The following is a 13,101-nucleotide window of genomic DNA, read 5'->3' as shown; positions in this document are numbered from 1 at the left end:
GGCAGCGTCGGGCACAAGGCAGCCGTGATCACCACCATCACCCTGACCAGCCACCGGACCACGACCGAACCGCCCTAACTTCCCGGTCTTGGGCTAAAGCCGATGAGCGGACTGTGTTCTGGGAGGTGTACGGTCGCCTGGACCAGTCCGAGAATGCTCTGTGGCGCCGGCAGGTCTACGAGGCCCGGCATCTCGGCGCAGTCCGCCTCGAGCGGCATCGACTCGGCAACTATGAGGGGGTACGGGCGAGCTACGACTCGATGGCGGACATCCTCGCGGCTGTGGGCTGATCGCTCGTTCCCACAGACATGGTTGTAGGTCCGCGTTTCGGTGCGCGCTGTCGGCGCTCGACGCGCAAAGCCTGGGCATCTCCCCCCTGGCCGGCCTCGTCGACGGCCCGGGACGGCTTCGAGTGACTTTCGTGGGCCACCTGCAACCCGGTCTGTGGCCACTGGTACGTGACGATCCTGATCGTCGTGTCCCCGAGCAGGTCGACCTCGACCTGGTAGCGGACCGTGCCGTCGGACCATGCGTGCGCCCCAGAGGGAACCGGCGCACCTCGCGGGCGGGCGGCGCGCCCATCCCGAACGTTCGGTATCTTTTCGCCCCGCCTCTACCGCCGTGGCCGGATCAGGTGCATGATCCATCCACCCCCCCACGCAGTAGGAAGCACGCAAAGGGGGCGGCATGCGCCACGTTCCGACCCGCGCCACAGTGGTACGCGCCGGAAAGTTCACGACCCTCGTCTCTCTTGATCACTGGTACGACGGCCAGATCCTCGCCAAGGCAGACACAGGAACGATCGTGGAAGCGGTCGGAATACCCCGCCATCGCCTGCCTGATACCCGGCTGTGGGTGATGGCACGGCTTGCCGCCCGGACCGCCGACGAGCTCGACCTGCGGGGCTGGGAGGCGTACGAGCCAACCCGGGCGCGAACCGCGCGGATCGCGTGAGGGCGGCCGCGACATAAGAGCCCGCGGCTTCCTACGGTGCGCGCCCATGACGTACATCCCGCTCACCCGCTGCGCCGCGTGGCCTGTTCGAACTGCTCCGAGCTACCGCCGTGGACGGCGGGGCCGCCTACCCCCGGGCCCAGTTGCTCGCCGCCCAGGTCAGGTGACGGCGAGAGACCCACCGCCTGCTGCTCCTCGTTGGCCTGAGGGCGGCATGCTTCTACGCAACCGATGAAGGTCGGACACCGGGGCCAGTGTTGTTGCTGGCCTCGGCTGCGCCTGTCCGGACGGCGTCCTCGGACTGGGTGAGGCGGCCGCCTGGGAGTCATCGCGTCCACTGCCCCGGCTGTTTCCTGCACTGCTGCGATCGGGTGTTCGTCTGTCGTCATGCCCAAGGCCGCGCAGATCGCTTACTGCCGGGCCGCGGCCTGTTCTCAGGGGTGGTCACGGTGGCGGATTTGCCGTCCTGCAGTTGCTGAAGGCGCTTGAGCGTCGCGGCGAGCATGGCCTGTGCGCCTGACGGGTCGCCTGCGGTGCCGCCTTCGATCCGTACCCGGATGTTGACCTTGCCCGAGCGAACGTACCCGTCGACGGAGTCGTCGCTGAGACCGGGGTTGATGACCAGTGTGTTTTCGTCGCCCACCGGCCTTTTGGGGTTCTGCTGCTTGCTTGTCTCGGTGCCCTTCCACGTCGTGTACTGGCGGTGGGCGTCGTCGGCCGATTTGAAGAGGCAGATATCTATGAACGCCATGTTGTTCGTGGAGCCGTTGTACTCGTACGAGGAATCCCCGCCGCGAACCCAGCCCGCCGGCGCGGAGTCGGCGTCCTGCGTGCCGTTGCAGTACTGCCCTTCCGTCACCGACTTGTCGCCGTGAAGGGACCAGCCGGGAAGGGTCTCGCCGTCGCCGAGCAGGGCCTGCGTGATCTGGGCCTGGGTGAGATCCTTCCTGATCGGCTTCGGGACAGGAGCAGAGGGCGGCTTGTCGTCATTCTGCGTGGTGCCAGAGCCGGGAGCCGGCTTGTCGCTGCTGGCGGAGCAGGCGGTGAGCGCGGCAATCCCGACAAGGGCAGTTACCAGGGTGACGCATGCACGTGACATGCACACAGCCTATCCACTGTTGATCACCAAGCTGTGGGGCCTGTGGGGCTCTCTGCTGTCCGGCAAGCACGCTGAGGTGTCACCGTGCGGATGCGCAGAAGCCGATGACTGCCAACCCCTCGGCTGGTGCAGGGCGTGCGGGCAGGAAACCGCTCGTAGACGGCGAGTACCGTAGAGACGGCGTCTGGTCTGGGTGTGATGATCGCCTTTGGCGGCCAGACGTCCGGGCGGCGGCTGGCCTGGAGGGCCGCTAACTCTCCTTCCCAAGGCACTGGGTGTTGTTGGGGCCGGCCGCCGCTCTGGGGACTACGAGAGTCTGGCGGCCTCGAGGGCGCGTCTGGCTGCCCAGAGGGGGTAGCCCAGCCGGTCGCTGACCTCCTCGGCCGTAAGGCCCCGCTCCTCCTGCAGTAGCCGGTGCACGCCGTCGGTGCGGGCATGGGCGAGTGCCCGCTGCGCGGTATCGGCGGTGACGCCGAGTTCGGGCGCGCTGCGGCGGCCGTGATGGCCGGCTCCCGCTCGAGCAGCTGGGCCGCTCGCGAGGTGATGCTGCCGCGGGGAGCGGAGTCGCGGCGGCCGACGGGGCGGCCGGGGGAGGAGCCGGGGCCGGGGCGGGCGGCGAGCCAGGTAAGGACGTCGCCGCGACGCCAATGCTCCACACCCGCCACCTCAACCGGGCCGCGACCAAGGAGTCGAAGTCCCCTTCCTCGACGATCCGCCCGCGCTCCAGGACGACGATCCGGTCGGCCAGCCGTACGTTGGCCAGCCGATGGGTGACGAACACCGTGGTCCGCCCGGACCTGGGCGGACCACGGGAACGGGCGGCTCTTCCGGCCCGGAGCCGTGGCGGCGAGGCGTCCTTCCAAGCCAGCCGCCTGAAGCTCCAGCTGGCGAAGCCGCTCATGGTTCTGCGACGTCGCCAGCGCCTCCTGCAGCGCGGCCGCGGCCGCCTGCTTCTCGGCGAGCGCGGCGTTCACCGCGGCCGCCGCGGCATCGCGCTGCCGACTCGCCGAGTCCTCCGCCTCCCGCGCGCTCTCGAGCTGCTGCTCCAAGTCCTGCAGCAGCACTTCGGCGGTTTCTTCGTCGACCTCGGGCAGCGGCCGGGTGCACACGGCACAGGAGGCGTCCTCGCGCTCCTGCTGGCGGCGGTCACGATCGAGAGGCTCCGCGCATCGCGGACAGCACACCGGATCGAGTCGGCCCAGCACCCGCCGCGCCTGCCAGGTCTCACGGGCGTCCAGCAGCGCCTGGTCGGCGCGCACCCGCGCCGCGTTCATGTCGGTCAGGCTCTGTTCGGCCTCGTGGAGCACACTCTGCGTGTCCCGAAGCCTTGCTGCGGCCTGGTCGGCGGCTTGGAGCAAGGGAGACACATCCCGGCTCGCCGCGTCCCGAAGTTCGGCGATGTGCTGGGAAAGCTGCTCCAGTTGCTCCTGCCACGCGGTTCGCTCGGCTTTGCGGGCGTCGGCGTCTCCTTGCGCACGGCGCTTTCCTTGCGCGAGGGTCTTGCGCTCGCGCTTGTCGGCGACCGACAGCTGGGTGAGCACGGTGCTGTAGGGGATGTCGACGAAGGCCTCCATGAGCCGGGCGGACAGGCCCACGGCGTTGACATCCCCGAGAAGGATCTCGTCGCCCCCCGGGTTGAGGTAACACGCTCCGAAGTACGAGGCCCACCCGCGGACCTGGGGTGCGCCTTCGCCGTCGGCGCCGCCGCTGGCCTGCCTCAGGCTGGTGTGCCCCATCCGCAGCCCGTCGAGGAAGAAGGCGCCGATGCTGCGGTCCACCTCGTCGGTTCCGGAAGCCTGCTCCAGCAGACGCAGGCCGTCCCCGCCGTCCTCCGTGGCCAGCAGTTGCTCCAAGGTGTCCGCGGTGAGGATCCGCCCGGTCAGCGCGGGATGAGCGCCGGGATCGACATCCAGGACAATCCGGATGGGGCGCCCGGCCACCGCGACGTCCATGCTCAGACGCCGCACCCAGGAGCGGACGTCCAAAGGCAGATCGCGCGGTTCTCCACGAAGCGGCCAGACCAGGAATTCCAGCAGGCTCGTCTTCCCGGCGCTGTTGTCGGGGTGGACGATCGCCCACACGCCGGCCGAGAAGTCCCGCTCCACGCTGAAGGGCTCGCCCGAGTGCTTCACACCCTTGGACCCGAAGGCGCAGCATCCGCAGTCGACGGTCGGCCGCTGCCGGACTCTTCAGGGTGATGTTAGCCTCCGCGAGCGACCGCTCCACCTGTTCCGCGGTCAGTCCCAGCTTGGCGGCGACACTCTGCAGAATGTCGCCGGCCCGCGGGACCTGGGGGACCGCGGTGGGTAGCGCACCCAGAAATCCAGCTTCTGCAGGCGAACCTGTGTGATCACCCAGCCATCGAGCAGTGGTGTTCCACCGTCCTGACCGGCAGCAGTGCCCGCCTGCTTCTGATGGGACCGCACTGGTCGGGCAAGACCCACAGTGTCGACGGTCACGGAATTCCCCAGTTGAGACAGGTTGAGCGTCACGGAATTCCTCACCCTGACGTTCACGCGTCCTCATGGGGACGGCGGTCGCGGGGAGTTGAGAGACTCGCGCTATGGGATCTTGGGGAACCTTGGGGCCGGCACTGTTGTCTCTGGCCGGTGTCGCACTCGGCGCTGGCGGGTCGATCTTTGGCCAGTACCTCGTGTCGCGAGCGAGTACCCGGCAGCTCGAAGTGCAGGAATCAGCCGCGCACCGCGCGGAGCTGAAGAACGCTGTCCTGAAGTTCCTCGGCATTGCGTCGCAGGTGGAGAAGGCGGCGCTCACGCGCTCGGTCAGTGGCGGCACTGCAGACGACGCGGTGCTCGACCGACTCGTCGATGACCTGTGGCTCGCACAGGCGGAGATCGACCTGGCGGCCAGAAGCGAGCCCCTGCGAGGCTCTGCCTATCGTTATGCGTTCAGCCTTGTGCAGGCGGTTCGGGGCGAGACAGCCGACCCCTCTGCGCTGCGCGGACCGCAGGCCCAGTTCATGGACGCCGCGTATGACGACATGTGGCCAGGCCAGCGGCGGGCAACCGGGGATTCGGTCACACCCCGGTGAGGCAGACAGAGGATTCCCCGTGTTGGGCGGTTTGAGTGTCATGTAATTCCTCATCCCGACTCCTCCTGTTTGGCCATGGGTAGCGCGGAGGGCGGGATCGAGGGACCTGGTCGTCGCGGAGCTGCCCGTGTTCCTCGTCCCGTGGTTCGGAAGGCCGATTGGCAGCCCGGATGGCGAGGAGAACGTTCGTCGTGGTCGACATCACCGAGATTTACATCCACTGGTACGCGGGCCGCTCGAAGAGCGCACTGGCCGCGTCGCTGGGGGTGGACCGCAAGACAGTCAGGAAGTACCTGGCGCCGGCGGAGGCCTTCCAGATGCGCACCCCGGTCTGGTGCCGCAGCCAGGCATCCGAGATCGGAGACGCCTGCCGCGAGGTCATCGACCAGCTCCTCGAAGTCAACGCCCTCTACCAGCTCCGCGCCGCCCAGGGGGTTCTCGGTCTGCGCAAGAAGTACGGCGAGACACGGCTGGAAGCCGCCTGCGCCAGGGCCATCGCGGCGGGCGACCCGTCCTACCGCACCGTCAAAGGCATCCTCATCGCTGGCACCGAGACCGATCCCGAGCCCGAGACCAGCGGAGATGCCGGGGCCGCGGCCTTCCTCCACGGACCGGCCCAGCTTTTTGCCCCGACCGCCTCGACCCCCGACACGGCGGATGACGCCCACGACGACCAGGTGCACGACGAAGCCGAGGTGGAAGCCCGATGACCGTGATGGACAGTGCCCTGCGCGAGTCACTCAAAGCCCTCCGCATCTCGGGCATGCTGGAGACCCTGGACGCTCGCCTGGCCCAGGCCCACGGCGGCGAGCTCCGGCACCTCGACTTCCTCCAGGTCCTCTGCCAGGACGAGATCACCCGCCGCGAGACCGTCGCCTTCCAACGCCGTTTGCAGCGGGCGAAGTTCGAGCAGCAGGTCACTCTGGAGGAGTTCGACTTCACCGCGTCCTCGAAACTTCCCGCGGCCCAGATCCGCGACCTGGGAGCACTGCGCTGGCTGCACGCCGGCGAGTCCGTCATCCTCTTTGGCCCAGTCGGCGTCGGGAAAACGCATATCGCCCAGGCGCTGGGCCACCTCGCCGTCCGCCAGGGCGCCCACGTCCGCTTCGCCAAGACCAGCCGCATCCTGGCGGACCTCGCGGGCGGCCACGCGCACCGCACCTGGGAGAAACGGATCCGTGAACTGGTACGGCCCGACGTCCTCATCCTCGACGACTTCGCAATGCGCCAGCTCAACGCGACCCAGGCCGACGACCTCTACGAGCTCGTCTCCGAGCGGCAGGGCCGGTCCTTGATCATCACCAGCAACCGGGCACCCAGCGACTGGTATCCCCTGTTCCCCAACCCCGTCGTCGCCCAGTCCCTCCTCGACCGGCTGATCAACACCAGCCACCAGGTCATCATGAACGGCCCCAGCTACCGGTCGAACAAGCGCCCAAAGAACCGCACCGACAAGCCAGACAACCCCAAGATCAAGTAACCGTCGCGACCTCCGGGGCTGGGGAATTACGTGAACTCAGCCCGGGGAATTACGCGAGCGTTCACACCCACAGCGCCTACGCCGCGCTGCGTCGCCACCTGGCCGCCGGATACGGCAGCGAGAGGATCACCGTGCACCGGGCTCATGACCTCGCGGCGGACCATGAGCCGCACCTCGTGGAAGACACCACCCCGGTCACCGTGCTGGACGACGTCACCGTCTCAGTCGACCTGGTCCGCGAGGCTACAGCGCCGCTGGCCACGGACACCGTCGACGTCCAAGCCACGATGGCTCTGCAAGCGGGAGCGCTCGCCGACGCGGTCGCCGGTCTCACCGCCCTGCCCAACCGGTCCTGGATCCTGATCGCCTCAACACCGAGCACCTCGCCGAGGCGGTCGGCCAGGAGACCGCTGACCGCATCACTGCCGTCGCTGAGCAGGCCGGACTGCCTCCGCGTCCCTTGGCGAGACTGTCCTGGTGAAATTTCCTGGCCGCCGGGTCTAGACGCCATTCGCGGAGACGCAGTTGTCGCCCTGTATCGTCGTGCGGGCGCACTTCGCTGGTGCGCGCCGCGGCCGGGCCCCCTCCGGGCGAGGGTGAATCGAGCTGCCGCTCGGATGCGAACGTGACTGGTCGTACCGGTGTGCTTTGACGCCTCGTACGCTCCCTTGCGGCTGCTGTGGTGGGACGGCATCGCCGGGGATGTGCAGGAGTTCGTCATGGCACAGCCGAAGAAGAAGCCCCATCTCAGCAACCAGCAGCGGATCGCCCGTGCGTTGAACCAGGCATCCGGGTGCGGCTACCAGGAGGCACTGCGGCGGGTCGCCGGAGCCGCGCGCAAGGGCTTGCTCCCCGCAGTCTTGGACAAGGCCGGCCGGGCGCAGGCTGTCGAGATCCTGCTCGCCGCTGACGCCTGCCTTCTGGAAACTCCCGGCAGGCCCTTGCCCTTGGCCGAGCTCGCCCCGTGGGCCGAGCGCGCCCGAGCGGTACTGGGCCAGTTCACTCCGCTGTTCGTCGCGGACCTGGTCGAGCAGGACGAGGAGGGCGAGGCGCACACCGCGTCGTGTCGTACTGCGAGGAGACAGAGCACGACGACCTCACGGCGGCCTGGCTCTACCTGGGCGCCGGATGCATTGCTGCGTACGACCAGGACCCGGGCAGGAGCGCCGAGGAGCGGCGGCCCTCGCTGGACCGGCTCGAGCAGCAGGTCCAGGAGCACTGGCGGGCCATGGTCGGCGCGGTCGACTTCGCCGACGGCTTCACTACCGCCGAAGAGGTCTTCCAGCGGGACATGTGGGACCTGCCCACGATGGCGATGCTGGCCGGTGTGCCGGTGGCGACGCTGCCCGCGACCCTGCGGGCGTGGGCCAGGACCTGCGGCAGCGTGGCAGTGGGGGACGCGGGGCGCGCGCTGGCCTCCTTCAACCGGGCCCGCGAGCACCGGTTCGCATCCGACCTCGCGCGCCGACGCCCCGGCCTCGGCGCCTTCCGCGTCCACTGCCCCGCACTCGCCGCGATCCGGGTCGCGCTGACCGGCGGGGGCGGCGGGCGGTATCACGTCCCCCACTCCGATCTGCGCCGCTACTCCTACGGCGGCTGCCGCTACGCCCGGCCGGCGACGGACGCGGCGACGTACCCTCTGTTCGAGATGTTCGGCGAGATATGCAAGAAGTGCTCGGTCTCGCTGACCGACGCGCCGGACGCCCTGTGGCGGGCCAGCAGCATTTGCCAGCGAGCGGGCGGTGGCGCTTCAGCGCGCCCGGACGGACCCGGCGGTGCGCACCTGGCTCGACTACGCCCGCTACGCGGCCCAGCAGCAGCCGGGTGACGAGGAGCAGTTCGACGCCTGGCTCAAGCGGGCCCGTACGGACCGCAAGCTCGCCAAGGACGCCCGGGCACTGGCCGAGGCACGCAAGGAACTGGCCGCCGGCTTCGCCGAGTTCCTGGCGGACCACGCCGTCGACTGCCCGGAGGTGGACGCCTACAACGGGGCCCGTGATGCGGTGCGCCGCACTGCCGGCAGCCGGGAGCGGCGCGTGCTGGACGAGGTGACGGACGCGGTCGCGGGGGTGTCCACCCGGCGTCCGCGGCAGTACGAGTCTCAGCCAGGAGTCGAGGTGTGGCAGTTGGTGAGTGGGGTGTGGCTGGCGGCCCGCTCGCAAGGGCTTGCCGCCGCCCGCACGGCCGACCTGGTGCAGGACGCCGTGTCCCGGGAGCTGGCCGTGGCGCGCGTTGTGGACGCCACCCGCATCCCGGCGCCGCAGACCCCGGGCGAGGGGTTCGACAGCCCGTCGGCCTGGGCGGACCGGGAGCAGGGACGTGGCGGCCGCGCGCGGTCGCCGAGGCATGTGCGCGGATGGAGGCCGAAGAGGGCGAGGAGGCTCTTGGGCTTTGACGCCCCAGGCGCCGTGGATGACATGGGCGACGCGGAGTTGTGAACCGATCCGGGGCTGATGGATGCTCAGGACTGTTCCGAGCCCCTCAGCCGTTTCGCGGCGGTGGTCCGAGTTCTGTGAGCATCTCCGTGAGCTGCTCGATGCGGGGATCTTCGGCGTGGCCCTCCCTGCGGATGATGTCCAGTACCTCCTGGAGGAACTTCCTCGCCTGGCCGGGGTCGCCGGCCTGCTGGTGGTGCATGCCGAGGAAGTAGAAGCTGCGGGTGAGTACCGGGTGGTATGGGCCGACCTTGGTCCTGGCCTCGTCGAAGAGTTCCGTCGCGCGCTCGGGGTCGCCGCCGAGCACGTGGTAGTACAGGCCGATGTTCTGGGTGGCCTCGGCGCAGGCGGGGTGGTCCTCGCCCAGCGACCTGGCCGCCATGTCTCGGGCGCGCACGGCGAGTTCCAGCGCGTCCTCCTGCATGGGATGGCCGGGCTCGAGGATCACCGCACGCACATACTCGTTCTCCCGTCCTGCGGCCGACTCGTACCACTTGGTGTGCCGCTTGGCCTTCTTGCCCATTGGCTGCCTCCTACGCACCGGTGAAGGTGAACGGAGCCCAGAACGCCGGGTGGGCGTACGGACGGTCGTCCGGGGCGCCGGCCAGCATGAGTTCCGTGTAGGGCTCGATGAAGCGGTCGTGGCCGTCGGTGACGAGCCGCTCGTAGACCGCGGCTAGTTCGACGCGGGTGCTGTCCCGCAGCCAGAGCTGGGCGCGCCGCAGGGCGCGCGCTGGGTCGCCGCCCCCTGTGGTCGGCCTGCCGGCTGTGCCCGCCCCGGCGCGCTCAGCCGCCGTCAGTTCGGTGTAGAACCGCTGCATGAGCAGCGCGGTGCTCCGGTCGTCCGCGGCCCACAGGGTGCTGACCACGGCGGCGGCTCCGGTCTGGAGGAACACGGTCACCAGTCCTTCGTGCTCGTCCCAGGGCAAGCTGTGTTCCACCAGCCCGGTGTCGCAGGCGGACAGGCAGACGAGCCGGGCCTTCTGCAGGTCCTGCCCGAGTATGTCCTGGAACGACAGCCCCTCGTCGCCCAGGTGCAGGATCGCCGGCGGATCCCACGCCATCCGGAAGCCCGGCCCGGCCAGCGCCCAGCCCGCGCCGTGGCATGCGAGATGGACGACCGCGGCGTCGGCCATGCCGTCCAGGACCCGCTCCCGTGTCGCCCGGCTGTCGAGTAGTGGGGCGCTGTCCAGCAGCGCGCCGACCAGCTCGACCTCGTGGGGGACCGCGGGCAGTGGAGGCAGCGAGGGGTAGCGGCTTACCCCTGCGACGAGGGCTGGCCCGGCGGTGCACCGTCCGCCGCGCCGGGTGTGCAGCAACGAGCGGATCGCGGCAGACGGGGCGTACTCGACGACCACCTCGTCCAAGAGGCAGCGCGCACCCGGTCCGTCCGTGATGACGGCCGCGTGCAGGGGCAGGAACTGCAGTCCGGCGGCCGGCACCAGGACGGCCCTCGAGCTGCGCAGCTCGCGGAGCCGGTTCGCGAGTGCTCCGATCAGCGTCCGGCCGAGGTCGCCGCAGACCTCGCTCATGGTGCTCCGCCAGCGCTCCTCACAGGCCGCGTCCTTGTCCCGGCGCCGGTAGGCGGTCAGCCAGCCGGCGGTGGGCACCGTGTTTGCGCCGAGGTCGTCGGCGCTGCGACGCTCGCCCACCGCGTCGTCGCTCCCTACCTCGCCTTCGAGCCACCGGTCGATGTCACGGGTCGTCACGCTGGGGAAGTCGAGGACGTTCTCCGGTGCGACACACCGGTCGGTGTTCGTGACGATGAAAATGGCTCCGCCGACCGGGCTGATCAGCGGGACGACGAGCGCGGTGCTGGGCTCCTGGGGGGCGAGTTCGGCGATCAACGCAGCGGACTGCGCCCCCGTCGCCGTGGCGGTGAGTTCGGCGTACTCCCGGCGGAGCAGCTCCAGGCGCTCGGAGTCCTCAAGGAAGATCATGCCTCCGTACTCACGGGCCTCAAGCTCGCGAATCTCCCGGCGCAACCGCGTACGTTGCGCGTGTCCCGGCGGGTCGGAGTCGCCCGCTTCCGCGTCGTCGTCGGCCAGGCGGTCCAGCAGCAGCCGGCCGCGGCCCGCCTCGAGCGTGAGAACGGCCTGGTCCGGATTCCCCTGCCGGTACTGGCAGTAGGCGAGGCAGTGCGCCAGGTCCGATATTCCAACCGCCGCCGCGCGGCGCCCGCTGACCGTAGCGGGCTCGCGCGCCACGTCCAGGGCAAGGGACAGTGCCTCGGCGTAGTGCGGGAGCGCGTCCGCCCAGCGCCTGCGGCGCAGGTGCAGGTCGGCGAGTTCCCGCAGCGCTCCGAGGCGTGCGGTTCGGTGGATGGCACCGGTGAGGGCCTGTGCGGCCGCCGCGAAGTGCCCGGCGGCGATGTCGTCGGCAGCGGGACCGCCCGCGTGGGCGAGGCGGCCGATGGCGAGTTGCAGCCGCGCCCAGCGAGCGGTGTCCCTGGAGCGGTCCGTTCGGGCCAGGGAGCGGGAGTACTCCCCGAGGGCCGCCTGCCGGTCGCGCGCGGCGCCCGTCTTCCTCGCCACAAGCACGTACCAGTCGCCGAGGAGTTCGTAGGCGACGGCAAGCGCGGGACCCGAGGCACTCGTTCTGTACACCGCGAGCGCCTTGTCGAGGTGGTATCGCGCGTTCGGCCAGAGGCCGGGGTGGCGCAGCAGCGTGATCGCCATCTCCGTCTGGACATCCGCCCAGAGCGGCGAGCCCTTGGCATAGAGGTCGAGGGCCTCGCCGAAGAAGCTCAACGCGACCTGCAGATCCATCTCCCCGAGTCCGGCGGTCGCGCTGCGATCGCGGAACGCCTTACCGCGCAGCACGCGGGTCGCTGCCCACAGGGCCTTGCCGATCTTCTTTCGGTTCAGGGAGTCGCTGTGCACCAGGATGCGCCGGATGTTCTCCTCGCGGTCGCCGTCGGTCCGCCGGTCGTACGCGATGGCCAGCAGCGCGCGGGTCCGGTTGTGGGTCGGATGGACTCGCAGTTTCTCGGTGAGACGGCGGATGACGGCTTCGACGTCCTCCTCGGCGTCCGGTCCAGTCGCTGGGCCGTCAGGCGACACGGTAGGTCTCGCGGAGTTGCCAGCAGCCTTCTCCGTGCGCACGAATGCTGGAGAGTGCTTCGAGCCTGTGCAGTGCCCTGGTGAACCGGACCGGGGTGAGCGGCTCCAGACCGAACTCGGGCCGGTGTCGGTCGCAGGCGGCACGCAGTTCGTCCTCGGTCGCCGATTTCTCGTCGCGGTCTGCCGCGGTCTGGGCGAAGGACCAGAAGAGACTCGCCTCGTCCTCTCCGACCGGGATGGTCATGGTGTCGGCGAGGGCCTGCGCGATGGTCAGTACGCCGGCGGTGATCACCAGCGGGTTGGGTCCTGCCAGAACCGCCTGGAGCGCGGTGACGGAGGCGGCACCCAGCTTGAGTAGGGCCGCGAAGTCCACCCGGAAGTTGCGGAGTTTGAGGCTCGTGCCGCCGCTGACGCCTCCTGGCTCCAGGGTGATCCCCCGGTCCGCCGCGGTGGCGGGGACGGCGTCGAGGTCCACGACTGCCAGCGCCCCCAGCAGGGCGGCCCGTTCCGCTCCGGGCACCCGGGCGATGATCGCGTCCTGGGCGGCGAGTCGGCCGGCGAGCAGCGTGCGGCCGGTTTCGGCGGTCGACAGCAGGCGTACGACGGTGAGTGCGGCGGCCGGGTGCTCCGTGGCGCGCCGCTCGTCCGACAAGGTCGCGGCGGCGGAGTCGAGGTCGCGCTCGATCATCAGCCAGTCCCCGGCCGGGAGGCCGCTGCGCAGCGCAGGGCGGATGCGGTGGACAGCGACCGCGATGAGATCCGGTCGGCTGATGGAAACAGACGCCACGGCGCCCCCTTGACTTGTGAGCCCAACCCTGGGTACGAGCTTGCCGCATGCGCGGTGCGACACGCCATATGCACTGGGTACGACCTGCAGTTGCCACTCTCCCGCGCGTCTCCGCGATCAGGCTGTCCTCGGCGTTGGAGGCACCGGCAGCGAATCGCTGCGCGGCCTCCAGCCGGATCCGCTCGCGAAACGCCTGCCGTTCAGGCGTCAGCCCACCACCCTGCGGATATCT

Annotated in this window: 13 protein-coding genes; 7 read left to right on the top strand and 6 right to left on the bottom strand. The window is 69.9% G+C overall.

The genetic code is table 11. From position 1 onward, the window contains the following. Positions 1-113 precede the first annotated feature (113 nt). Positions 114-290, top strand: a complete 177-nt coding sequence (locus tag ACIBBH_RS39545) for a hypothetical protein (protein WP_399413367.1) — start codon at positions 114-116, stop codon at positions 288-290. A gap of 397 nt (positions 291-687) precedes the next feature. Then, complete coding sequence (locus tag ACIBBH_RS39540) at positions 688-954, top strand: hypothetical protein (RefSeq protein WP_399413365.1); 267 nt, start codon at positions 688-690, stop codon at positions 952-954. A gap of 385 nt (positions 955-1,339) precedes the next feature. On the opposite strand, the gene ACIBBH_RS39535 is transcribed toward ACIBBH_RS39540, so the two are convergent. After that, positions 1,340-2,053, bottom strand: coding sequence for a hypothetical protein (locus ACIBBH_RS39535; RefSeq protein ID WP_399413363.1), 714 nt, complete (start codon positions 2,051-2,053; stop codon positions 1,340-1,342). A 23-nt stretch (positions 2,054-2,076) separates the two neighbouring features. Then, positions 2,077-4,158 (bottom strand): hypothetical protein, encoded by a 2,082-nt coding sequence (locus ACIBBH_RS39530; protein WP_399413361.1) that lies wholly within the window; start codon positions 4,156-4,158, stop codon positions 2,077-2,079. A 476-nt stretch (positions 4,159-4,634) separates the two neighbouring features. On the opposite strand from ACIBBH_RS39530, the gene ACIBBH_RS39525 reads away from it, so the two are divergent. From ACIBBH_RS39525 to istB, 3 genes are all read left to right on the top strand, one after another. After that, positions 4,635-5,105, top strand: coding sequence for a hypothetical protein (locus ACIBBH_RS39525; RefSeq protein ID WP_399413359.1), 471 nt, complete (start codon positions 4,635-4,637; stop codon positions 5,103-5,105). A gap of 191 nt (positions 5,106-5,296) precedes the next feature. Next, positions 5,297-5,815, top strand: a complete 519-nt coding sequence (locus tag ACIBBH_RS39520) for a hypothetical protein (protein ID WP_399413357.1) — start codon at positions 5,297-5,299, stop codon at positions 5,813-5,815. Continuing rightward, the gene (istB, locus tag ACIBBH_RS39515) at positions 5,812-6,585 is read left to right on the top strand and encodes an IS21-like element helper ATPase IstB (RefSeq protein WP_399413355.1); all 774 of its coding nucleotides are present in this window, start codon (positions 5,812-5,814) and stop codon (positions 6,583-6,585) included. The genes ACIBBH_RS39520 and istB overlap by 4 nt, the downstream gene beginning before the upstream one ends. Before the next feature lie 500 nt (positions 6,586-7,085). On the opposite strand, the gene ACIBBH_RS39510 is transcribed toward istB, so the two are convergent. Continuing rightward, on the bottom strand, positions 7,086-7,640 hold the full coding sequence (locus ACIBBH_RS39510; RefSeq protein ID WP_399413353.1) for a hypothetical protein: 555 nt from the start codon (positions 7,638-7,640) through the stop codon (positions 7,086-7,088). 8 nt (positions 7,641-7,648) lie between these two features. On the opposite strand from ACIBBH_RS39510, the gene ACIBBH_RS39505 reads away from it, so the two are divergent. Next, complete coding sequence (locus ACIBBH_RS39505; protein WP_399413352.1) at positions 7,649-8,413, top strand: hypothetical protein; 765 nt, start codon at positions 7,649-7,651, stop codon at positions 8,411-8,413. Then, the gene (locus ACIBBH_RS39500) at positions 8,361-9,023 is read left to right on the top strand and encodes a hypothetical protein (protein ID WP_399413350.1); all 663 of its coding nucleotides are present in this window, start codon (positions 8,361-8,363) and stop codon (positions 9,021-9,023) included. The genes ACIBBH_RS39505 and ACIBBH_RS39500 overlap by 53 nt, the downstream gene beginning before the upstream one ends. A 43-nt stretch (positions 9,024-9,066) precedes the next feature. On the opposite strand, the gene ACIBBH_RS39495 is transcribed toward ACIBBH_RS39500, so the two are convergent. The 3 genes from ACIBBH_RS39495 to ACIBBH_RS39485 are packed head-to-tail and all read right to left on the bottom strand — an operon-like array spanning position 9,067 to position 12,869. Further along, positions 9,067-9,543, bottom strand: a complete 477-nt coding sequence (locus ACIBBH_RS39495) for a tetratricopeptide repeat protein (protein WP_399413347.1) — start codon at positions 9,541-9,543, stop codon at positions 9,067-9,069. 10 nt (positions 9,544-9,553) lie between these two features. After that, positions 9,554-12,082, bottom strand: coding sequence for a CHAT domain-containing protein (locus ACIBBH_RS39490; RefSeq protein WP_399413345.1), 2,529 nt, complete (start codon positions 12,080-12,082; stop codon positions 9,554-9,556). Then, positions 12,072-12,869, bottom strand: a complete 798-nt coding sequence (locus tag ACIBBH_RS39485; protein ID WP_399413343.1) for a hypothetical protein — start codon at positions 12,867-12,869, stop codon at positions 12,072-12,074. Before ACIBBH_RS39485 ends, ACIBBH_RS39490 begins: the two co-directional genes overlap by 11 nt. Between the last annotated feature and the right edge of the window lie 232 nt (positions 12,870-13,101).

The sequence above is a fragment of the Streptomyces sp. NPDC051636 genome, from assembly GCF_044453765.1.
GTDB lineage: Bacteria > Actinomycetota > Actinomycetes > Streptomycetales > Streptomycetaceae > Streptomyces.
The sequence above is the reverse complement of the archived record's forward strand: the minus strand, read 5'-3'. Positions and strand labels throughout refer to the sequence as shown.

What these genes read in the sequence shown, in the direction of transcription:
- ACIBBH_RS39540 (WP_399413365.1), top strand. Translation starts at nt 688, where the DNA reads ATGCGCCACGTTCCGACCCGCGCCACAGTGGTACGCGCCGGAAAGTTC.
- ACIBBH_RS39535 (WP_399413363.1), bottom strand. Translation starts at nt 2,053, where the DNA reads ATGTCACGTGCATGCGTCACCCTGGTAACTGCCCTTGTCGGGATTGCC.
- istB (WP_399413355.1), top strand. Translation starts at nt 5,812, where the DNA reads ATGACCGTGATGGACAGTGCCCTGCGCGAGTCACTCAAAGCCCTCCGC.
- ACIBBH_RS39495 (WP_399413347.1), bottom strand. Translation starts at nt 9,543, where the DNA reads ATGGGCAAGAAGGCCAAGCGGCACACCAAGTGGTACGAGTCGGCCGCA.